This is a genomic window from Rhodopila sp. (assembly GCF_965276935.1).
Lineage (GTDB): Bacteria > Pseudomonadota > Alphaproteobacteria > Acetobacterales > Acetobacteraceae > Rhodopila.
In genome coordinates this window covers 1411980-1432722 of the sequence record NZ_CBDIBS010000004.1, presented here as the reverse complement: position 1 = coordinate 1432722, position 20743 = coordinate 1411980, and the positions used below count along the sequence as shown (strand labels likewise).

At 63.5% G+C, this 20743-nt stretch carries 20 protein-coding genes; 12 read left to right on the top strand and 8 right to left on the bottom strand.

Annotated elements, in window-relative coordinates; translation table 11 throughout:
* Positions 1–29: 29 nt before the first annotated feature.
* The 4 genes from ACQY4S_RS22905 to ACQY4S_RS22890 all read right to left on the bottom strand — a co-directional run bounded on the left by ACQY4S_RS22905 (position 30) and on the right by ACQY4S_RS22890 (position 4355).
* Positions 30–1214: a serine hydrolase domain-containing protein gene (locus ACQY4S_RS22905; protein ID WP_428487506.1), complete on the bottom strand. Its 1185-nt coding sequence runs from the start codon at positions 1212–1214 to the stop codon at positions 30–32.
* A gap of 150 nt (positions 1215–1364) precedes the next feature.
* A complete protein-coding gene (locus tag ACQY4S_RS22900) occupies positions 1365–2564 on the bottom strand; it encodes a M20 aminoacylase family protein (RefSeq protein WP_428487505.1) in 1200 nt (399 codons plus the stop codon).
* Between the two features lie 145 nt (positions 2565–2709).
* Positions 2710–3522 (bottom strand): NAD kinase, encoded by an 813-nt coding sequence (locus ACQY4S_RS22895; RefSeq protein WP_428487504.1) that lies wholly within the window; start codon positions 3520–3522, stop codon positions 2710–2712.
* Positions 3519–4355, bottom strand: coding sequence for a carbon-nitrogen hydrolase family protein (locus ACQY4S_RS22890; RefSeq protein ID WP_428488480.1), 837 nt, complete (start codon positions 4353–4355; stop codon positions 3519–3521). Before ACQY4S_RS22890 ends, ACQY4S_RS22895 begins: the two co-directional genes overlap by 4 nt.
* A 151-nt stretch (positions 4356–4506) precedes the next feature.
* On the opposite strand from ACQY4S_RS22890, the gene ACQY4S_RS22885 reads away from it, so the two are divergent.
* Complete coding sequence (locus tag ACQY4S_RS22885) at positions 4507–5154, top strand: cytochrome b/b6 domain-containing protein (RefSeq protein WP_428487503.1); 648 nt, start codon at positions 4507–4509, stop codon at positions 5152–5154.
* A 325-nt stretch (positions 5155–5479) separates the two neighbouring features.
* Here ACQY4S_RS22885 and ACQY4S_RS22880 read toward each other — a convergent pair whose 3' ends face one another.
* Together ACQY4S_RS22880 and nudC are read right to left on the bottom strand one after the other, a co-directional pair.
* Entirely contained in the window at positions 5480–5950 is a 471-nt protein-coding gene (locus ACQY4S_RS22880; protein ID WP_428487502.1) for a DUF488 family protein, read from the bottom strand.
* Positions 5950–6918, bottom strand: coding sequence for an NAD(+) diphosphatase (gene nudC / locus ACQY4S_RS22875; protein WP_428487501.1), 969 nt, complete (start codon positions 6916–6918; stop codon positions 5950–5952). Before nudC ends, ACQY4S_RS22880 begins: the two co-directional genes overlap by 1 nt.
* A 602-nt stretch (positions 6919–7520) precedes the next feature.
* On the opposite strand from nudC, the gene ACQY4S_RS22870 reads away from it, so the two are divergent.
* The 7 genes from ACQY4S_RS22870 (at position 7521) to ACQY4S_RS22840 (ending at position 13325) form a co-directional block, all read left to right on the top strand.
* Complete coding sequence (locus tag ACQY4S_RS22870) at positions 7521–9029, top strand: PAS domain S-box protein (protein WP_428487500.1); 1509 nt, start codon at positions 7521–7523, stop codon at positions 9027–9029.
* Between the two features lie 171 nt (positions 9030–9200).
* Positions 9201–9383 (top strand): CsbD family protein, encoded by a 183-nt coding sequence (locus ACQY4S_RS22865; protein WP_428487499.1) that lies wholly within the window; start codon positions 9201–9203, stop codon positions 9381–9383.
* 23 nt (positions 9384–9406) lie between these two features.
* Positions 9407–9889, top strand: a complete 483-nt coding sequence (locus ACQY4S_RS22860; protein WP_428487498.1) for a YsnF/AvaK domain-containing protein — start codon at positions 9407–9409, stop codon at positions 9887–9889.
* Positions 9886–10731: a YsnF/AvaK domain-containing protein gene (locus ACQY4S_RS22855; RefSeq protein WP_428487497.1), complete on the top strand. Its 846-nt coding sequence runs from the start codon at positions 9886–9888 to the stop codon at positions 10729–10731. Before ACQY4S_RS22860 ends, ACQY4S_RS22855 begins: the two co-directional genes overlap by 4 nt.
* A gap of 63 nt (positions 10732–10794) precedes the next feature.
* The gene (locus ACQY4S_RS22850) at positions 10795–11721 is read left to right on the top strand and encodes a hypothetical protein (RefSeq protein ID WP_428487496.1); all 927 of its coding nucleotides are present in this window, start codon (positions 10795–10797) and stop codon (positions 11719–11721) included.
* A 317-nt stretch (positions 11722–12038) separates the two neighbouring features.
* The gene (locus ACQY4S_RS22845) at positions 12039–12782 is read left to right on the top strand and encodes a class II aldolase/adducin family protein (protein WP_428487495.1); all 744 of its coding nucleotides are present in this window, start codon (positions 12039–12041) and stop codon (positions 12780–12782) included.
* Positions 12783–12809: 27 nt separating this feature from the next.
* Positions 12810–13325 carry a GNAT family N-acetyltransferase gene (locus ACQY4S_RS22840; protein ID WP_428487494.1) on the top strand — a complete coding sequence of 172 codons (516 nt, stop codon included), beginning with the start codon at positions 12810–12812 and terminating at the stop codon, positions 13323–13325.
* Here the strand turns inward: ACQY4S_RS22840 and ACQY4S_RS22835 are convergent.
* Positions 13317–13931, bottom strand: coding sequence for an MlaC/ttg2D family ABC transporter substrate-binding protein (locus ACQY4S_RS22835; RefSeq protein WP_428487493.1), 615 nt, complete (start codon positions 13929–13931; stop codon positions 13317–13319). The two genes, ACQY4S_RS22840 and ACQY4S_RS22835, sit on opposite strands and share 9 nt — an antisense overlap.
* Before the next feature lie 29 nt (positions 13932–13960).
* Positions 13961–14728, bottom strand: a complete 768-nt coding sequence (locus ACQY4S_RS22830) for an MlaA family lipoprotein (protein WP_428487492.1) — start codon at positions 14726–14728, stop codon at positions 13961–13963.
* A gap of 299 nt (positions 14729–15027) precedes the next feature.
* On the opposite strand from ACQY4S_RS22830, the gene metF reads away from it, so the two are divergent.
* The 4 genes from metF to ACQY4S_RS22810 all read left to right on the top strand — a co-directional run bounded on the left by metF (position 15028) and on the right by ACQY4S_RS22810 (position 20723).
* Positions 15028–15957, top strand: a complete 930-nt coding sequence (gene metF / locus ACQY4S_RS22825) for a methylenetetrahydrofolate reductase [NAD(P)H] (RefSeq protein WP_428487491.1) — start codon at positions 15028–15030, stop codon at positions 15955–15957.
* A gap of 257 nt (positions 15958–16214) precedes the next feature.
* Positions 16215–17345 (top strand): LPS export ABC transporter permease LptF, encoded by a 1131-nt coding sequence (gene lptF, locus ACQY4S_RS22820; protein ID WP_428487490.1) that lies wholly within the window; start codon positions 16215–16217, stop codon positions 17343–17345.
* A gap of 4 nt (positions 17346–17349) precedes the next feature.
* Complete coding sequence (lptG, locus tag ACQY4S_RS22815) at positions 17350–18462, top strand: LPS export ABC transporter permease LptG (RefSeq protein ID WP_428487489.1); 1113 nt, start codon at positions 17350–17352, stop codon at positions 18460–18462.
* 68 nt (positions 18463–18530) lie between these two features.
* The gene (locus ACQY4S_RS22810) at positions 18531–20723 is read left to right on the top strand and encodes an LPS-assembly protein LptD (RefSeq protein ID WP_428487488.1); all 2193 of its coding nucleotides are present in this window, start codon (positions 18531–18533) and stop codon (positions 20721–20723) included.
* The last annotated feature ends 20 nt before the right edge of the window (positions 20724–20743 follow it).

Genomic DNA, 20743 nt, shown 5'->3' with positions numbered 1-20743 from the left:
GCGTCATCCCGATCTTTGGATGCATCGTGTCAGTCGGTTACCGCCGCATAGACCAGATCGCGAAACAGGACCCGATAATGCTCCCGCTGCACCGGGGCCTGGATCATCAGGACGGCAAACAGCCGCTCGGCCGGATCAACCCAGAAGGTCGTGCCGGCCGCGCCACCCCAGTAGTAATTGCCGACCGATCCAGGGAATGGCGCAAGCCCCGGGCTGGTGCGCACCGCGAAGCCCAGGCCAAAGCCATGCCCCGGCGGCAGCAGATCAGACGCGCCGGTGATGCTTCCCAGATGGTCCGACGTCATCAGTTCGACCGTCTTGCGGCCGAGAAGACGACTGTCGCCCAGGCGGCCGTTGCCGATCAGCATGGCAAGGAAGCGGGCGTAGTCCATCGTGGTGGCGACCATGCCGCCGCCGCCGGATTCGAACACCGCCGGCCGGCGGATGTCCAGCAGGCTGACCTCGGTGCCGTTCTCCGGGTCCGTGGCGAAGGCTTCGGCGATGCGGGACTGATCAGCCTGGGGCACCGAGAAGCCGCTGTCCGACATGCCCAACGGGCCCAGGATGCGTTCGGACAGAAAGGCTCCCAGGGTCTGACCGGAGACGACCTCGACCAGCCTGCCGAGCACGTCGGTGGAGCGGCTGTATTCCCAGACCGTGCCGGGCTGGTGCAGCAGCGGCAGTTTCGCCAAGGCGTCCACCTGTTCGGCGTTGGTCTGCTTGAGACGCGCGATCCGGGCCTCGCCATACGCCTTGTGGACCAGAGTATCGCCGCGGAATTCATAGGTCAGGCCGGAGGTGTGGCGCAGCAGGTCCTGGATCGTGATCGGGCGGTGGACAGCGGTCCGGTCAAGGTGACCGTCGGAGAGGACGCCAACCGTTGTGTCGGCAAATGCGGGAATGTACTTGCTGATCGGGTCGCCCAGCAGCAGGCGTCCTTCCTCCCACAGCATCATCACGCCAACGGAAACAATCGCCTTGGTCATGGAATAGATGCGGAATATGGCGTCCGTGCCCATCGGTGCGCCGGACGCCGGATCAAGCCTGCCAAAGCTGTTGAAATACGCCACCTTGCCGTGGCGCGCGATCAGCGCGACCGCGCCTGGGATGTGGCCACTCGCGATGCGGTCTTGCAGTGCGGCGGACAGGCGGTCGAGGGCCCTGCCGTGGAGGCCGACTTCCTCGGGCCGGGCGATAGGAAGCGGTGTGATCATCCGGACAGTCCTTCTGGCGGGCGGTTGCACCGCGCAATCTTAGTCAGGGTTGTTGCGCGGAGCAAAATCCGCCGGGCCGACCAAAGCTGCGATAAAGGAAAATCAGCCCGAACGACGATGGACAGTTGTTCAGGCAGACATCCCGTGTCCTCAAGCCAGGCCGAGCTCGGTGTGCACAAGCTGGACCCAGTAAGCCGCGCCAAGCGTCAGGATGGCGTCGTTGAAGTCGTATCCTGGCGTGTGGACGTGGTGGATCGTGCCATGCTCGGCCGTGCCGTTGCCGATCATGACAAAGCTGCCTGGCCGGGCCTCAAGCATGAAGGAGAAATCCTCCGAGCCGGTGGAAGGCAGGCAATCCGGATCAACCTTGTCGGCACCTACCAGCGCCGTCGCCGCCGCCACCGAGACGGCGGTCTGTTCGGCATGAGTGATCAAGGGCGGGTAGCGCCGGCTGTAGCTTACCTCGGCGGAACAGCCGAACGCCGCCGCCTGGGCATGCGCCAACGCCGTCAGCCGGGTCTCCATCAGGTCACGGACCTTCGGTTCGTATGAGCGTGCGGTGCCCGATACCGTCACCTGGGACGGGATGATGTTGGGCGACCCGGCATCGCCGCCGGCAATGGAGCCAATGCTGATGACAGCGGTTTCACTGGCCTTGACATTGCGGCTGACGATCGTCTGGACAGCCAGGATGAAGTGCGCCAGCGGCAAGGTGGCGTCTGTCGCCAGATGCGCGCCGGCACCGCCATGACCGCCCGTGCCGCGAAAAATGACCGTCCAGGTGTCGCTGGCAGCCAGGAACGCGCCGGTGCGGGTGCGGAACTCGCCAACCGGAATGCCAGGCATGTTGTGCATGCCGTAGACCGCGTCCACCGGAAACCGATCGAACAGCCCCTCCTCCACCATCACCCGCCCGCCACCGAGGCCCTCCTCGGCCGGCTGAAAGATAAAGGCGACGGTGCCGCCAAAGTCCGCCGGATGCTCCACCAGGTAACGTGCGGCTCCCAGCAGCATGGCGGTGTGTCCGTCGTGCCCGCAGGCGTGCATCTTCCCCGGCACTGTCGAGCCATGATCCCGTCCGGGCACTTCCTGGATGTGCAGCGCATCCAGGTCGGCGCGAAGGCCGATCGCACGCTGTCCAGGAAGCCGTCCCTTCAGCGTCGCGACCACGCCAGTGCCGGCAATACCCTCGGTGACATCCAGACCCCATCGACGAAGGCGGTCGGCGACCAACGCGGCGGTGCGTGTTTCCTCGAAGCCGACTTCAGGGTGGCGGTGGATATCACGGCGGATTTGCACCAGTTCGGGTTCGTACGATTTCAGTTCGGCAATCAGACTGTTCTGTGGCATTGCAACATCCTCAAAAGGGTTATCCAGCCACGCTGATCTGACACTCGCGGCGACGATCAGCGGCAACGCAGGCGAGTGCATCGCCCATCATCGCGGCGAAAACGCGGGCCACCTGAAACATGCTGGCCTGTCCGACATTCCCTGCTCACACCGTGAACTGCTCGGCGATGATCCGCTCCGACAACCCCTGATCCGGGTCGAACAGCACCGTCACCGTGACCGACCGATCCTCGCTGACGGCAACCGAGACGACGTCGCGCACTTCGGTGAAATCCGCCACCGCGGCGGTTGGCCGCTTATCCGCCTCCAGCACCTCGAACAGCACGTCGGCGCTGCTCGGCAGCAACGCTCCGCGCCAGCGCCGCGGGCGGAACGCGCTGATCGGCGTAAGCGGCAGCAGGTTGGCGGACAGCGGTACGATCGGCCCATGCGCCGACAGGTTATAGGCTGTCGATCCGGCCGGCGTGGAGATCAGCACGCCGTCGCACGACAACTCCTCCAGCCGCACACGGCCATCGACCAGAATGCGCACCTTCGAGGCCTGGCGAAGCTGGCGCAGCAGGCTGACCTCGTTGAATGCCAGGGCCTCCTCGACCGCGCCGGTGGCGGTGACGGCGCGCATCCGCAGCGGATGCAGCTCCGCCGCCTGGGAGCGGGACAGCCGGCCGGGCAGGTCGTCCTCATTGTAAGCGTTCATCAGGAAGCCAACCGAGCCGCGGTTCATGCCATAGACCGGCACGTTCAGCGCCAGTGCCTGATGAATGGTTTCCAGCATGGAGCCATCGCCACCTAGCGCCACCACCACGGCGGCCTGTTCCGGGGCACAGGCGCCGTAGCGTACGATCAGTCGATCGCGTGCTTCATTGGCAATCGCGGTCGGAGCGGCGACGAAAGCGATCTGGCCCGCCAGGAAACCCCGGTCCTCAGGGATCGGAGGGCCAGGCGGAGCGTCGCTCACACACGCTTCCTGTGCTCAAGCACCGGCATGTCACGACGGACCCGAGCGGTCAGCGCCTGGTCGATCCGCGCCGTGGTCCAGCCAATGCCGTCGGAAACCTGCGCGACGAGGTGACCCCACGGGTTGACGACCATCGAATGACCATAGGTGAAGCGCGGATCGCCCTTGCCTTCCAGATGTCTGCCCCAGGTCGCCGGGGCGGCGAACCAGCACTGAGTCTCAATGGCTCGGCCGCGGATCAGCGCCTCCCAGTGGTCCTTGCCGGTGGCCAGGGTGAAGGCGCTGGGCAGGAAGATCAGCTCCGCGCCCTGCTGGCGCAGGGTCCAGAACAGGTCAGGGAAGCGGATGTCGTAGCAGATGGCGCAGCCAACCTTTACCCCAGCGGCTTCATAGGTCACCACCGCGTCGCCGGCCCCGTAGCTGTTGCTTTCACGATAGCCGGTGCCGTCTGGCGCGGTGATGTCGAACAGGTGGATCTTGCGATAGCGTGCCAGCTCGGTCCCGTCCGGGTTGAACACAACCGTGGTGTTGAACAATTTCTCTGGTCCCTGCTCGATGATCGAGCCGCCGTGCACGTGAATGCGCGCTGAACGGGCGGTGTCACGCAGGAACTCGTAGGCTTCGCCGCCGGGTTCATTGGACCCCCTGGGCGGCAGCACTTCGGCATTGGCGGCGCGGGTGGCGCGGTCGCCGCCAAGCGAATCCCAGACCTCCGGCAGGCTGACGATGTCGGGCCGGTCCTGCGCCACGGCGCTTTCAATCAGCCGGCGGGCCTGGGCGATGTTGTCCAATTTGTTCGCGCCGGGGTTCATCTGCATCACGCTGACGCGCATCATCTGCCTCCGGATGGGATAATGGCAGGAAAGCGTATCCGTCGGCCGGACGCAACGGGGGTGCCGACTGGGGGTGCTGATCAGCCTGGCGGGGATGGCAGCCGACAGAACGTGTCTACATGCTGCCGCGTGTCAACAAGGGGACAAGTGTATGCGGCCAATCAAGGTGTGGGATCTGCCGGTTCGTCTGTTCCACTGGGTCATCGTACTGCTGATCTTGGTGGCATGGTTGACGCAGGAATATAACTGGATGGAATGGCACGTCTGGACCGGTTGCACGATCCTGACGCTGCTGCTGTTTCGCCTCGTATGGGGCTTCATTGGCAGCGATACCGCTCGGTTCACGCGATTCCTGAAAGGTCCCGTGGCAGCGCTGCGGCACCTGTCCCACATCGGCCGGCGCGAAGCCGACCGGGAAATTGGCCACAACGCCGCCGGCGGCTGGATGGTATTGCTGATGTTGGCGCTAATCGGTGTTCAGGCCGGCACTGGGCTGTTCAGCAACGACGATGCCGCGACCGAAGGGCCGCTGATGCACTTCGTCAGCAAGGACCAGAGCGACTGGCTGAGCCATATTCATTCAATCAACTTCAAGCTGATCGAGGCGGCGATCGTCCTGCACGTGCTGGCAATCGCGATATATGCGACGCTGAAGCGTCAGGACCTGGTGCGGCCGATGATCACCGGACGGAAGATGCTGCCTGACGGGACGGTGGCGCCGCGTCTGGTCAGTTCGCTGCTGGCGGCGGTAACCCTGATGGTGGCGGCAGGCGTGGTAGTATGGATCGTATGGTTGTAGCGTCATGACGCGGAAGCGATCCAACAATCGGCAGTCTCGATCCTGCCACGTTACTCAATCCGCTTGAGTACCCTGTCATGGTGAAGCCGCGGCGGCCGGAGCGGCCGAGACCAACCTTCTGTTTAACTTCACGACAGCCCGTTAAAGCGCGACTGGTTTAGGTTGACCCACGGGATCGCGCTTTAACGCATTGTTTGATTGCGTGATTCACGCCTTCTGACTAAGCCAGCCTCAGGCGATCACGCGAAGGCCGCCACGGCGGCTTGGCCAGAGGCGAGCATGAACTCGAACAGGACTCGCCGGGCAGCGTGATTCTTGCACCCTATCACGCCGCAGGCCAAGGTGCTGCCAGATGCACCACGGCCTGCGCTGTCTCGGCTACGATCATCTCCGCCACCAGCCGGCGGTGGCATATCGCATGGTCTCGCTCGAAGCACAGCAAGCAGGCCGGCCGTTCCCGCGCCAAGCCCTTCGCCTGCGCCAGATCCGCCTGCGCCCGATCGGACGTCATGTGTTCCCGAAAGATCACCTCCATGCGTTCCGGATGCCCGGCCCGCACCGCGTCGCGGCCGGGCTTCGGTGTGCCCAGCCCTTGGAGGTGCACATAGGCGACACCCGCCTGATCCAGCGCCGCGGCAAGCTGCCGCTTGGAAAAGCCCGGTTTGCGGGATTGCGGCACGGCGCGGACGTCGATCAGAAGGGCTGCTCCGGCGCTTTGAAGCGTGTTGATCACGGCGTTGATCGTGCAGCCCTCGTAGCCAATCGTCAGCAGGTCAGGGGACAGCAGGTGCGGCATCAGCCAGCGGCCAGCCAGTCCTCGATCAGCCGGCGGGCGATGCTGTCCGCTCGCGGCAAGTCGAAACCGTGCTGCTTGTGGTCCCGCATCTCATGCCGGGTGAACCAGCGGGCATCCTTCAGCTCCTCAGGGTCAATCGTGATGTCCTCGGTCAGGGCCTCGGCGTAAAATCCCAGCATGATGTTGCCGGGGAAAGGCCAGGGCTGGCTGGAGTGGTAATGCACCGCACCGATCTGGATACCGGACTCCTCCAGGACTTCGCGCCGCACCGCTTCCTCCAACGTTTCGCCGGGTTCGACAAAGCCGGCCAACGTGGAATACATCGTCGCCCGCGGAAACCGGGTGGAGTGGCCCAGCAGCCCGCGGTCGCCGCGATGCACCAGCATGATGACGGCCGGGTCAGTGCGCGGAAAGTGCTGCATGTCGCACACCGTACATCGCATCACATGGCCGGCGCTTTTCACCTCGCACGGATTGCCACACACGCCACAGAACCTGTGCCGCTGGCGCCAGTGCAGCAATCCGCGCGCATGCGCCAGTACGGAAGCCTCCGGCCGCGGCACGCCCCAGCCGACCGAGCGCAGGTCGACGAAGCGGCCGAATTCTTCTGGCAGCAGCGGCGCCGGATCGTCGGTCGCGCTGATATCGATGGCGAACACGGCGCGGCCATCCTGGATGCCCAGAAAGGCCCAGGGCGCGCCATGAGGTGCGTCCTGCATTCGCAGCGTCGCCGCCACGGCGCCGGAAACATAGACGGCTTCCGGATCTCCCTCGCGGGACGTGCGAACCAGGTTCCGCGTTCGCCAGACCGGCACGAACAGCGTTTCGGGGTCGGCCAGTTGGGCAGCGATCCAATCTGGGTCCTCCCGCCTTGCCGCGATGCGATCAAGCGGGCTGGAGGAATAGACGTTCGGGCGGCTGGCAAGGATCAAGGTCACCGTGGCGGTTCCGTATGCGTGTGCGATCACGGTGCCACGCCGGTGGGCACGCGGCAACGCTGGCCGCGATACCTTCCAGGGCAATCAGGTGAACCGGATGACGCGAAGAATTCCGCGCCACGGGCACCCGACTGGCGTCCTGGCCGCGCCGCATTGCCTTGTGTCATGGCCGGGGCTTGGCCCGGCTACCCACGACTTGCGGTGCCAAACCAAGCCAAAGTCGTGGGTTACCGGGCCAAGCCTGGTGATGACACAGCGGCAGATGCGCCATCCCGTGTCTTCAGTCTACTTCACCCGAGTGCCCTGCGATACCTTCGCCAGTCTTGCCCGCGGAGCAGCGTTACGGCTGATCGGGAAGATGGCTTGAAGAATGAGCAACACTGAAGCCGTTGTTTTGGTCGTTCGCGCGGAGCGCTGATCAGCCAAAGTTACTCTCGACGCGGACCCGTTTTAGTTGCGAGAAGTATTATCGCCAGCAGCGCGCATACACCTGGCGACTGGAAGCTTGAAGCAGCAGCCGACGGCGGCGAAGACGGACCCAGGGGATTTTCCAGCAGCCGCCGACAAATCGCGCACCTCATTTTGTTAACGCTGAGCGATGACGCGCACCCGGCTTGCTGCGTTGCAGAGGCATGACAGACGGCGTTTCCAGGGCACGCGCCCACCGAACACACCTTCAGCAGATCATCGCCGAGCTCCCTGAGGGCGTCATCATCATCAATCCGGATCAGACGATCGCCTGGGCGAACGGGGCGGCTCTCGCGATGCATGGGGTCAAGTCGCTCAGGGAGCTTGGCGACACGGTGGCGGGATACCGGGCGCGCTTTGAACTGCGGTATCGCAACAAGCATAAATTGCCGCCGGATGAATACCCGATGGATCGGGCCGTTGCCGGAGAGGCTTTCAGTGAGGTGGTGGTTGAAGTCGTTCGGCCTGGAGAGGACAAGCGCCGGGTGCAACAGATCCGCAGCCTGGTCCTGACCGACCCTGAAGGCCGGCCCGACTGCCTGGTCCTGGTGCTGGAAGACGAGACCGAGCGCTTCGATGCGGAGGAACGCTTTGAACGGGCGTTTGGCGCCAATCCGGCACCCGCCATCATCGCCCGGCTATCCGACATGCGCTACGTCAAGGTGAACCAGGGATTTCTGGAATTGACTGGTTATCTTCGGGAAGCCCTGATTGGAAAATCCATGCATGAGATCGATGTGCTTGAAGGCGCGGCAAAGCGAGACCTTGCTGTCGAGCGTCTCCATGCTGGTACGACCATTCCGCAGATGGAAGCCCGCCTTCGCGGATCGGACGGTGACGCCAAGACGGTCATTGTCGCCGGTCAGCCCATCGAGATCGGCGATGAAAGTTGCATGCTGTTCACGTTCGCGGACCTGCATCCGCGCAAGCAGGCCGAGGATGCCTTGCGGCAGAGCGAGCAGCGATTCGCCGTGGCGTTCCGCATGGCGCCTGGCCCGATGGCGATCATCGCGCTTGATGGCATGCGCCTGCTCGACGTGAACGACGCCTTCACCGCGGCGACAGGCTGGCGGCGAGAGGAGGTGATCGGCCGGACCGAAGCCGAACTCGGGCTTTGGGGGAAAGGCGCCGCGCGAGAAGATCTTGCCCGACTGGTGAAGCAGACAGGCCATCTTCGCAGCGTCGACATCCAGATCGAAATGAAAGACCGCCGCGTCTGCGATTACCTGCTGTCAGCGGAAACCGTTACCATCCACCGGGAGCATTGCGTCCTTACCGTCATGCTGGACATCACCGAGCGCAAGCAGACCGAAGCCGAACTACTAACCGCGATCGAGGCGGTGATGCAGGATACGTCCTGGTTCGGCCAGAAGATTGTTGAAAAACTGGCCAATCTCACGCGACAGGGCACATCCAGCAAGCCTGACCCGAAGGTCAGCGACCTGACACCCAGGGCCCGCGAAGTGCTTACCTTCATAGCTCAGGGGCTGTCGGACGATGACATTGCTGCTCGGTTGCGCGTTAGCCGGAACACCATTCGCAATCACGTCTCTGCGATCTACAAGACGCTAGATGTGCATCGACGAAGCGCGCTGGTCGTGTGGGCGCGGGAACATGGTCTTGGTGCTCCCAAAAAAACTCAAACGAAACAACGCCGCACCAAACGGCAATAATCATCCATGGTTTAGAACTCACGGGTGTCTAGTGCAAATGGTTTAGTAGCACTGGCGGATTACGTTGCCTGGAAGTTCGTGCGACTCAACCTTATTATTCGTCCTGCGCCGTGTTAAGCGGGCACTAATGCTGTCCGGCAAGCGCGCTGCCAGAGAAAAGAAGGAGTTGTTATGGACAAGGATCGTTTAAAGGGCGCGGGCAGGCAGGTGTCAGGCTCGATCAAGGAAGCCGTGGGCAAGGTGACCGGCAACACCGAGACGCAGGCCGAAGGCACCGAGGAGAAGCTCGCCGGCAAGGCGCAAAACGCGGTTGGCGGCGCTAAGGACACCGTGCGCGATACGTTCAAGAATTGATCTCGCAACCGACGGATCAGCCCATGCAACCGCATGAAGACGGTGCCATGGCAGCGGTGGGCGATCGGCGTCCATTGAGCGGAGAGGAGCAGGTCGTTCCGCTCTATGCCGAAGATATTGCTGTTACAAAACGCAAGCGTGAAAAGTCCGTCGTCCGCGTCGCCACGGTCACGCATAGTCGCGACCAACTCATCGACGAAGAACTCGCCCACGAGCACGTCGAGGTCCAACGCGTGCCAGTCAACCGGTATGTCGAAACCATGCCAGTGGTTCGTGAAGAAGGCGACCTGACGATCATGCCCGTCATCGAGGAAATTGTTGTTGTCGAACGCAGGCTTCTGCTTCGCGAGGAGGTGCATATCCGGCGTGTCCGCACGACGGAACGGCACAAGGAGACAGTGCAGGTTCGCGAGCAGGAAGCCGTGATCACGCGGCTTCCGGCAGGTGAGCAAACCGCACCGGTTCCACTAGTTCAAATTGCCACCCCAACCCTGGAGACTGAATGATGACCGACGAGACGATTGTTGCCGTCTACGACACCGCCGCCCATGCCGATGCCGCCGTGCGCGACCTGCAGGCCGCGAATGTCCCCGCCGACGCGATCAGCCGCCAACCTTCCACGACCGGTACTGCGACCGGATCGGCACCGCCTCGGGAAAAGGGCTTCTGGAGCAATCTGTTCGGTGGCGAGCCGGACCACGACACGTCGGTCTATGATCGCAGCGTCGAGGGCGGCTCCCATGTGGTGACGGTCAAGGCTCCGGAAAGCTATGTTGCGAGCGTGACCAGCATCCTGGAACGGCACAACCCGGTCGACATCGACGAGCGGGCGACGGGCTATGGGGTGGGCACTGCCGGCGCGACAACGACAACGACGACACGCGAAATGCCAGGCACGATGGCTGCTGCAAGTACGCCCGCCACGGCGCTGCGTGGTGGCGAAGAGAAGCTTCAGTTGTCCGAGGAGCAGATCAGCGTCGGCAAGCGCCTCGTCAATCGCGGTACCACCCGCATCCGCCGCTTCGTGGTGGAGACGCCGGTCGAAGAGAACGTCGCCTTGCACTCCGAGCGCGTCTCGGTCGAGCGGCGTCCCGTCTCGGGGGACGCCCGCGTGACCAATGCGGACTTCACCGACAAGACGATCGAAATGACCGAGACGGACGAGGAAGCCGTTGTCGGCAAGACCGCGCGCGTGAAGGAGGAGGTGGTCGTTCGCAAGGATGCGGCCGATCGCGTCGAGACGGTCCACGACACCGTGCGCCGCGAGGACGTCGAGATCACCAAGGACGCAGCCGTCGAGACCGGCACCACCCGCGCGACCGGTGCGGTTCCGCCCGTCCGTCGCTGATCGCCACCTGTCTTTCATGACCCCGGGGTGCATAGCACTCCGGGCTTTCGCATGGAGATTATCATGCCCACAACTGCTTATGGCGATCCCTCCGCGCCAGGCGTCGTTGAAACCACGACCACAATGGTCGGCGCCGGCTCGCACATTCATCGGCGAATTTCCTGGGCAGCCATCTTTGGCGGCGTCATCATGATCATTGTCGTCCAGTTGCTGCTCAGCATGCTTGGCGCCGGGATTGGGCTTGGCACTGTCAACGTCAATGCCGGCAGCACCCCCGATGCCAGCAGCTTCGGCATTGGTGCCGGTGTATGGTGGGTTGTCAGCAGTTGCATCGCGCTGCTCTTTGGCGGCTACGTGGCTGCCTGGTTCGCGGGTATCGAGGTCCGTTTCGACGGTATGCTGCACGGGCTGGTGGCCTGGGGCATCGCGACAATGCTGACCATCTATCTTTTAACCTCCGCGGTCGGCGGCATCATTGGTGGCGGATTCTCCGCGCTTGGTGGCGTGGCGTCCGCCGCGGGAAGCGGCGTCAAGGACGCTGCACAGCCACTCGCTCAGGCAACGGGCGTGTCACCTGAGATGATCCAGCAGCAGGCCCAAGGCTATCTTCAACCCGCTAACACCGACCCGGCGACCATGAGCCCGCAGGAGGCACAGAAGCAGGTTGCCAGCAATCTCGTGACCTATGCCAAGGGCGGTCCTGACGCGCCCGCCGCAAAGCAGCAGATCATCGCGATCATGGCGGCGCAGCAGCACATCAGCCAGGACGATGCCACGAAACGGTTTGATGACGCGCAGGCAAAGCTGAAGCAGCAGCGCGACCAGGCTGTGCAGACGGCAAAGAATGCAGCCGACGAAAGTGCCGCAACGGCGTCAAGAACGTCATTCGCCGCCTTCGGTGACCTGCTTCTCGGCGCGATCGCGGCTGCGATCGGCGGTTCACTCGCCGTCCAGCGTCGGTTGCAGGTCGCGCAACGCGTGGTTCGCTAGAGCATGATCGCCTGAGGCTGACCCAGTCAGAAGGCGTGAGTCAGGCGATCAAACCATGCGTTAAAGGGCGACTCGTGGGTCAACCTAAACCCATCGCGCTTTGAACGCCGACTTGTCCAAGAAGCACGGCTCCTCGGTCGAGGCGGCAAAGGGCCGGCGCATATCTCGCGCCGATCCAAGCCCGCGACCACGCTGCCGCGCTTCCTCTCGTGCGGCGGAATTTGTCAGCTTGGCACCTACCTTGATAGGCGCCGGGCTGACATTGCCCGCCGGCTCCCAGTTCGGTATCTGACTTGCCAACCGGAGGAGCCAAACAAATGGACGCCGAAACCGCTGCCCTGTCCGACACCGACACCCAGGCTCGACTTGACTTGGCCGCCGTCTACCGCCTGCTGGCTCTGCACGGCTGGGGGGACGTGATCTTTAATCACGCTGCCATGCGTTGCCCGTCGAACCCGCGGCACTTCCTGATCAAGCGGCACGAGCTGCAGTATGCCGAGGTCACTGCCTCCAACCTGGTGGAAGTCAGCATGGACGACGACCTGGACGAGCGGTCCGGCGTCAACCGTCCGGGCTTCACCTTGCATAGCGGCGTTCTCCGCGCTCGACCCGATGTGCATTGCTCGGTCCATGTCCATCCGGAGGAAGCCATTGCCCTGTCCGGCCTGGCGCATGGGCTGCGGCCGCTGTCGCAGAACGCAATGCGCTTCTACAACCGGATGGGCTATCACGACTATGAAGGCCTGACCGATAGCTTTGACGAACGCGACCGTATCGCCGCCGCGCTGGGCCGGAATCGGGCCCTGCTGATGCGCCACCACGGCATCACCACCGTTGGCGCAACCGCGCGGGAAGCGTTCTCGCTGATGAAGGAATTCGTCCGCGCGGCTCGCATCCAGCTTCAGATGGAAGCCACCGGCGCCAAGTTGCTGGAGATCCCGGCCCACGTATGCGAACGAGTCGCCGCGCAATACGAGCAGCATGACCGGGGGCGCGCGTCGGCCGAGTGGCCGGCGTATCTTCGACAACTTGACGGTATCGATCCCAGCTACCGCACCTGACATCGCGCGGGCCAACCGCGATCTGCCATGAGTTCCGCCTGGACCTTGCGGACCGGGCGCCTGTTACTCACGCCGGTGGGCGGTGCCGACCTGCGCGACCTGTGCGCGATCACCGGCGATGCCCGCGTCTTCGCGGTCATGCTGAGCGGCGTGCGGAATCATGCGCAGACCGGCGACAACCTGGCGCGCCAGGTCGTCGCCTGGGGGCAATACGGCTTCGGCATCTGGGCGATCCGCGAGCCGGCGGACCGCAACCGCTTCGTCGGCATTACCGGACTTGAACACCGGCCGGATCAGCGCGGGATCGGATTGCGCTTCGCCCTTTGGCCGGAAGCACAAGGCCGCGGCCTGGCCAGAGAGGCCGCATGGGCGGCGCTGCGGTTTGGCCATGAACGCGTCCGGCTTTCCCGCATCGTCGCTGTCGCCCGGGAGAACAACTTTGGTTCCCGCACCATCCTGGGCAGCATTGGCATGCGTGAGGCCGAGGCGTTCGAACAGCGCGGCTATCGCATGATCCTGTACGAGAGCCTGGGCTCAGCCTGAGGCGTTCTGTTCGACCTGCCGATGCATGGCGGTGATCAACGCATTGATGTTGTTGTTGTTGTGCGCCAGGTAGGACGCATAGTCGCTGCGCTGCGTCAGCCGCAGCGAGGTTCCCTCGGCGACCACATCGATGATCTTCGGCGCGCTGTCAGGATTGGAGATGATCCAGTCCACCGCCGTCGGGGGGTTGTTCGGCCGGTCCACCGTGGTGGAAACCGCGACCTCCTCGTCCTGCGGACGGCTGCGGCCGAGGGTGAACTTCACGCCCTTATAATCGCCAAGCTTGGAGGTAATGTTGGTTATCAGCACTTCATGAAATAGGTCCAGGTAGCGCTTCTTCTGCTCCTCGGACGCCTGGCGCCAGTAGCGGCCCAGGCAGAAGCGGCCGACACTGTCCACATCGACCGAGGCATTGATGATCTGGGTCATCTCGCCGCGCTTTTGGGCGGCTGAGCCCGGGCCATTGACGACCGCGACCAGCTTGTCGCCGGTGGCCTTGACGAAGCTACTCGCGCGGTCGGTGCTTTGGGCACGGGCCGCCAGCGGCATCGATCCGGTGGCGCACAAGGCCACAAGCCAGGTCAGGAAGGTCCGACGTTGAATCATATGTATCCTAACTCCGATGGCGGACCCGTTTATTGCGCGGGCTTGTCTTTCGGCTGGGCAAACCATACCGGAACGGTCGCACGGTTGTCATTGCGCACGTCTTCGATCTGACCTCGGCGGTGCTGGCGGTACAGACTGCGGAAGGTGGCGTAGGGATCGAGCGCCGTCTTCTTGATCTGCGCAATTGGATCAAGCAGTCGCTCCCGCGTGTCAACCGCGTTCAAGCCATATCGCGACCATTGGAAGGCGGTCAGGCCGGTGGCGTTCGAACCACCAATCCAGGTAAATGGGTCGAAGGCGATATCGACTCCGAATCCGCTGGCATCGCGCGGATCGGTGGGACCGAGTACCGGAAGGTAGAGGAAGGGGCCTTCGGGCACGCCCCACAGCGCGAGAGTCAGTCCAAAATCCGAGTCGTGGTTGGGATAGCCAAATCTGGTGGCAACGTCGAAGATGCCCAGCACACCAACCGTGGTGTTGATCAGAAATCGCATGGCGGTGTCGCCGGCTCGTCTCGGCTTACCCTCCAGCACGTCGTTGGTAAGCTGGACAGGCGTGCCGATGTTGGACAACACGTTGTGTACGCCGTCCCGGACGGCGGTCGGCACGGCATAGCGGTAGGCTTGGGCGGCGGGCCGCAGAATCACCGTGTCGAGTCCATTGTTGATGGCGTAAAACACACGATTAGTGGGTTCCAGCGGATCATCCGTCTGCTTGTATTCAGCTACCGCATCCGGATCGCTCGCCGGGGGCCGTGTCGCGCAACCGGCGAGGCCGGCGATCAGCGCCCCGGACAAGGCCCAAATCCTTATTGCCCCGACGGATGAGCGAAGCGAGCGTGGGACAGATGGCATTAGCTACCTCGGGCAAGCGGCCGCATGGGCCAGGCATCACGCTGGTCCAACGACCATTGGTTTGGCACGTTTGACCGGAATTGGAACATCCGGACATTGACCTTTTCGTGAACGACACGTCGCGACGGAGTTACCATGGGCGCCACGCTTGGGAAACCCCAAAAATCCCTGACGACGATCCAATTCAGATAGTGTACTCCGAGACCCTTGCGTTACGGACGGAAACCAGGAAATCAATCCGTATGAATGATACCTTCGCCCCAACCCTGCAACGCTGGCTCACCGGCCCTCGGTTCAGTGGATTACCAATGCTGGCGATGGACCGCCCACCGCCCGCCCTGTCGTTCGAGTTCTTCCCGCCGCGGACCGAGGCGCTGGAGCAGCAGCTTTGGGCCTGCATTCAGCGGCTGGCGCCGCTGGCGCCGCGTTTCGTCTCGGTCACCTATGGCGCTGGCGGCAGCACGCAGGCGCGCACCCATGCGACCGTGGCGCGGCTGGCGGCGGAAACCGACCTGGTGCCAGCCGCCCACCTGACCTGCGTCGGCGCGACTCGGGATGAGGTTGATGAGGTCGCTCGTCAATACTGGTCGGCGGGCGTGAGGCACATCGTGGCGCTGCGCGGCGATCCATCCCCGGGTTCGGAATATGAGCCGCACCCGGGCGGGTATCGGTTCGCGGCAGACCTTGTCGCCGGGTTGCGTCGGGTGGCGGACTTCGAGATTTCAATCGGAGCCTATCCTGAAGTGCATCCGGGTGCGTCCAACCCGGTCGCGGATCTGGAGAATCTGAAGCGCAAGCTGGATGCCGGGGCTACGCGGGCAATCACGCAGTACTTTTTTGATACTTCGGTCTATCTGCGGTTCATCGACCTTTGCCTAGCGGCGGGAATCACGGCACCGATCGTCCCGGGCATCATGCCGGTCTCGAATTTCGCGCAGGCGGCGCGGTTCTCCGCAATGTGCGGCGCCAGCGTGCCGGGCTGGATGGGGCGGCTTTTCGAGGGAACCGACAACGACCCGGAAACCCGTCGACTGGTGGGCATGATGATCGCCGCGGAGCAGGTGCGTTTGCTGCAGGCGAATGGCGTGGATGAGTTCCATTTCTACACGCTCAATCGGCCGGACCTGACATACGCGATCGCTCATGTGCTGGGGGTGCGCGCAATCAGGTAGATCAAGGCGTAGACTGGTTGCCGCGACATCGCGGTCGGGCAACACCCGACGCTGACCGATCCAAGCCTTTTATTAATGGGTAACGCCGGCGAAACGTTGAGTGAGGCCTGTTCATCCTTGGCTCGGATATCGAACGGCATCCTGACCTTTGGTTATCCGACTCAACCCGCGACATGAATTCGTGCATCGACACGGAATGAGGGGTGACGACGAAAGGTCCGGGTTGCATCTGACCGGAGCCTGCCGCAGAAAGCGACATGCGCTCCGGCAAGCTGATAACCCGACTTGATATCTATATTTTCCGGCAGGTGCTGATGGCGCTGGTAGCGGCGACCGGCGGGCTGACCGCTCTGATCTGGCTCACCCAGTCGCTTCGCTTCGTTGATCTCGTGGTCAATCGCGGCCTGTCGTTCCTGGTCTTCCTGCACCTGACCGCACTGCTGATCCCCAGCTTTATCGCCGTGATCCTGCCAATCACCACCTTTGTCGTGATTCAGTTCATCTATCAACGCCTGGCCACTGACCGTGAGCTGACGGTGATGCGCGCCACTGGCCTCTCACCCTGGGCGCTCGCCCGTCCCGCCCTGATGGTCGCGCTGCTCACCACCATGCTCGGCTACGGCCTGAGCCTGTGGGGAGTTCCGGCCACCCTGGCCGATTTCCGCCAGGATCAGTGGGAGATCAGGAATCGTCTGGCCGCCTTCCTGCTGCAGGATGGTGTGTTCACCCCGCTATCCGACAAGCTGACCGTCTACGTCCGCGCGCGTGACCCGGATGGCACGCTGCGCGGCATCCTGGTGGACGATGCCCGCGATCCCAGCGCGCACGCGACCATCCTGGCGGAGCGCGGGCGGCTGGTCGATGGCCCCAACGGGCCCAGGGTCATCCTGCTGGATGGCAGCCGGCAGCAGATCGACCATCAGACAGGCCGGCTGAACATGCTGACCTTCGCGCAGAACGACATTGATCTTGCCGACGCCACCAAGGACGATGCGGAACGGCCGGCCGATATGTCGGAAGTCTCCCTCGGCGCGCTGCTTCATCCGCATCCATTTTTAGAACGAGACCGATCCAAATGGATCGCCGAAGCTTATAAGCGGCTCACCACGCCGCTGACGACATTATCCTATGCCATGGTCGGCCTGCTATCGACATTGGGCGGAATGTTCAGGCGGCATGGCGGCGTCCTGCGGCCGCTGGTGACGGTCAGCATCATGGTGGGCCTGCTGGCTGTAGGGCTGGCGGTCGGCACCTTGGCCGCGCGCGACAACAATCTGGTGATTCTAATGTGGCTGCACGCGGTGGTGCCAGGCGTGGTCTGCGCCATCCTGCTGTTGGCGCCATCCATGCGGTCATTCGGCACTCGGCTGCGGCCCAGCCCGGCATAGCCAAATGACCGCCATCGTTACCCTTTCGCTCTACATCGTCCGCCAGTTCGCCGTTGCGGTGGTCAGTATGCTGCTCGCCTTGTCCGGCCTGGTGTCGATGTTCGACTTCATCGAGCTGCTGCGCCGCTCCGCCAGTCTGCCGAATGCTACCTTCGGCGTGGTCAGCCAGATCGCCGCCCTGCGCCTGCCCTATGTCGCAATGCAGATTCTGCCCTTCGCCGTCCTGCTGGGCGGCATCCTGTGCTTCTGGCGGCTGACACGATCCTCCGAGCTGATTGTCGCCCGCGCCTCCGGCATTTCGGCGTGGGAGTTTCTGGCGGCGCCGACGCTTTGCGCCATGCTGTTCGGCGTCATCGCCACCGCCCTGATCAGTCCGGTGTCCTCCGTCATGCTGGCGCGCGCCGAAACCATGGAGAACGCCTACCTGCGCAGCGGCGGCGGCCCGTTGGCGCTGAACGGCGGCCAGCTCTGGCTGCGCCAGTCGGACCGGATGCTGACGCCGCGGGGTGTCGCGATCATCCATGCCCATGGGGTGGAGCTGCATGGCAGGCAACTCACCGCCCAGGACGTCAGCGTGTTTCGGCTGGATGGGGCCGACAAGTTGCTGACGCGCATTGAAGCCGCGCATGTCACGCTCGACGCGGGACACTGGCAGCTCGAGGACGCGCGCACCATCCGGCCGGACCAGTTGCCGGAGCCGCCGCGAACCATGAACCTGCCGACCGACCTGACGGTCAACCGGGTGCAGGAGAGCTTTGCTTCGCCCGATACGCTGTCGGTCTGGGCGCTGCCGGACTTCATCGCGCTGCTCGACCGGTCGGGATTCTCCTCCATCCGGCACCGGCTGCATTTCCAGGCGCTGTTGGCGCTGCCGCTGCTGGCGGCGACCATGGCGCTGGTGTCCGCCGGGTTCTCCATGCGGCCGGCGCGCCGCGGTGGGGTTGCCAGGATGATCGGCAGCGGCGTGGCGGCCGGCTTCGCGCTGTTCGTGGTCTCCAAGATCGCCGAGGAGATTGGCCAGTCCGGCGCCTTGCCGGTGGTGCTGGCGGCCTGGGCGCCGGCGGCGTCCGGCCTGATGCTGGCGATCGCCCTGCTGCTGCACACGGAAGATGGCTGAAAATGATGGCTTTGCCTCGGTTGCGCCCCGGCCGGATGCTGCTTCATGTGGTGGGCGTTGCAGCCTGTATGGCTTTGTTTTGCCTGATCCTCTGGCCGCCAGCCGCCCGGGCGCAGCTTGGCAGCCTGCTTTCCCCTCAGACGGGTCCGCAGCCGAACAAGGATCAGCCGGTGACGTTCTCGGCGGATGAAGTGGACTACGACAAGGACAAGAACCTGGTGACCGCCACCGGTCATGTGGAGGCCTGGCAGAACGGCCACGTGATGCGCGCCGACAAGATAACCTTCGACCGCAACACCGGGGTGGCGGCGGCAACCGGACATGTCGTGCTGCTGGAACCGGATGGGGAGGTGCTGTTCGCCGACTACGCCGAGCTGCAGAACAACATGAACGACGGCATCCTGAAGGATATGCGTGCGCTGCTGCAGCAGAATGGTCGCTTGGCGGCCAACGGCGCGCAGCGCACCGCTGGCAAGATCAACGAACTGTCCAAGGTGGTCTATTCAACCTGTAACCTGTGCGCCAAGGACCCGAACCACCCACCGCTCTGGCAGATCCGCGCCGCCTCGGCCGTTCAGGACCTGGAGCACAAGAAGGTCGAGTTCCAGAATGCGACGCTGGAGATGTACGGCATCCCGGTCGCGTACTTCCCTTACTTCTGGACCGCCGATCCCTCGGTCAAACGCGAATCCGGTATTTTACCGCCGCTGATCGGCAACTCGTCCAATATTGGTGCTTTCTATGCGCAGCCCTATTACTGGGTCATCGACGATCAATCGGACGCCACCTTCATACCGCTGATCACGACCAATGCGGGTCCACAGCTTGATGTGGAGTATCGCCGACGCTTCAACGATGGCGTGATGCTGCTGAATGGCTCCGGCGGGTATCTGAACGGCGCATTGCAGGGCTCATTCGCCGGCAATGGGCAATTCAGCATCAACGACACCTGGCGCTGGGGATTTAATGTCAACACGGCCTCTTCCTCCGCTTACGTGCGTGATTTCCATCTGACGGCGGGACTGACCGGCGATCCGAACATCCTGACCAGCCAGCTCTACCTGGAGGGCTTTGGCGAGGGTTCCTATGCGCGTCTCGATTCGAAGTTCTACCAGAGCGAGACGACGGTCATCACCAACAGCGAACTGCCGATCGTGCTGCCGCGCTACGAATACAGCTATTTCGGCACACCCGATCAGCTTGGCGGCCGGCTGTCGCTGAACACCACCGACTTCAATGTGATACGGACGGTCGGGACCAACACGCGGCGTGCCGCGCTTGCGGTCAACTGGGAGCGGCCCTTCGCCGGGCCGCTCGGGGATCAGTGGAAACTCACCCTGCATGGCGACGCCGCGGCTTACGACGCGTCCCAGTTCAACCAGATTCCCAATTTCGGCCCGTTGCGCAATGTCGGAACGGCGCGGGCGCTGCCGCAGATGGCGGTGGATTTCCGCTGGCCGTTTGCCCGCGACGGCGGCGTCTGGGGCACCCAGTTGATCGAGCCGATCGCCCAGGTGATCGTCGCACCGCAGGCCGGCGACAGCCAGATCCGCCGCTATCCGAACGAGGACAGCCTGGATTTCGACTTCACCGACGCCAACCTGTTCGGCTTCAACCGCTTCACCGGTGTGGACCGGCTGGACGGCGGGGTTCGGGCCAATGTCGCGCTGCACGGCGCCTGGTACCTGGGCGGCACGACATTCGACGGGCTGGTCGGCCAGTCCTACCGCACCACCAAGGATAACCTGTTTCCCGAGGCCTCTGGCCTGCACGACCAGGTATCCGACATCGTCGCGAGCGCTACGCTGACGCCGACCAGATGGCTCGACGTGACCTATCGCGCACGATTGAACAAGAACTCGCTGGCAATCCACGAGTCGGACGCCGTCGCGTCGGTCGGCGCGCCGCTGTTGCGCGTCTCGGGCGGCTATATCTACACCAATTTTGATCCATACACCTTCTATGACCAGCCTGCCCCACCGCCGGCGGGCAACCCTTACTATTTTCCGCGCAACGAGATCACCTTGGCTGCGTCCTCCCGCTGGGGAAACTACCGATTCGGCGCCAACGCGCGCCGCGACGTGGCGACCAACAGGATGGTTTCGGCCGGCGCCGACGCGGTTTACGAGGATGAGTGCTTCATCTTTGATCTGCGGTTCTTTCGCCGCTATACCAGCATCGATGGTGACAGCGGGTCGACCAGCGTGTTGTTTCTCTTGACCTTCAAGACGATCGGCCAGTTCGGCTACCGCGCCATATGATCGTGGGCGCGCCATAATGC

Bases quoted from the DNA above. Each gene is read 5' to 3' on its own strand.
- ACQY4S_RS22905 (WP_428487506.1), bottom strand. From the start codon at position 1,214: ATGATCACACCGCTTCCTATCGCCCGGCCCGAGGAAGTCGGCCTCCAC.
- ACQY4S_RS22900 (WP_428487505.1), bottom strand. From the start codon at position 2,564: ATGCCACAGAACAGTCTGATTGCCGAACTGAAATCGTACGAACCCGAA.
- ACQY4S_RS22890 (WP_428488480.1), bottom strand. From the start codon at position 4,355: ATGCGCGTCAGCGTGATGCAGATGAACCCCGGCGCGAACAAATTGGAC.
- ACQY4S_RS22885 (WP_428487503.1), top strand. From the start codon at position 4,507: ATGCGGCCAATCAAGGTGTGGGATCTGCCGGTTCGTCTGTTCCACTGG.
- ACQY4S_RS22880 (WP_428487502.1), bottom strand. From the start codon at position 5,950: ATGCCGCACCTGCTGTCCCCTGACCTGCTGACGATTGGCTACGAGGGC.
- ACQY4S_RS22870 (WP_428487500.1), top strand. From the start codon at position 7,521: ATGACAGACGGCGTTTCCAGGGCACGCGCCCACCGAACACACCTTCAG.
- ACQY4S_RS22865 (WP_428487499.1), top strand. From the start codon at position 9,201: ATGGACAAGGATCGTTTAAAGGGCGCGGGCAGGCAGGTGTCAGGCTCG.
- ACQY4S_RS22860 (WP_428487498.1), top strand. From the start codon at position 9,407: ATGCAACCGCATGAAGACGGTGCCATGGCAGCGGTGGGCGATCGGCGT.
- ACQY4S_RS22855 (WP_428487497.1), top strand. From the start codon at position 9,886: ATGATGACCGACGAGACGATTGTTGCCGTCTACGACACCGCCGCCCAT.
- ACQY4S_RS22850 (WP_428487496.1), top strand. From the start codon at position 10,795: ATGCCCACAACTGCTTATGGCGATCCCTCCGCGCCAGGCGTCGTTGAA.
- ACQY4S_RS22845 (WP_428487495.1), top strand. From the start codon at position 12,039: ATGGACGCCGAAACCGCTGCCCTGTCCGACACCGACACCCAGGCTCGA.
- ACQY4S_RS22840 (WP_428487494.1), top strand. From the start codon at position 12,810: ATGAGTTCCGCCTGGACCTTGCGGACCGGGCGCCTGTTACTCACGCCG.
- ACQY4S_RS22835 (WP_428487493.1), bottom strand. From the start codon at position 13,931: ATGATTCAACGTCGGACCTTCCTGACCTGGCTTGTGGCCTTGTGCGCC.
- metF (WP_428487491.1), top strand. From the start codon at position 15,028: ATGAATGATACCTTCGCCCCAACCCTGCAACGCTGGCTCACCGGCCCT.
- lptF (WP_428487490.1), top strand. From the start codon at position 16,215: ATGCGCTCCGGCAAGCTGATAACCCGACTTGATATCTATATTTTCCGG.
- lptG (WP_428487489.1), top strand. From the start codon at position 17,350: ATGACCGCCATCGTTACCCTTTCGCTCTACATCGTCCGCCAGTTCGCC.
- ACQY4S_RS22810 (WP_428487488.1), top strand. From the start codon at position 18,531: ATGGCTTTGTTTTGCCTGATCCTCTGGCCGCCAGCCGCCCGGGCGCAG.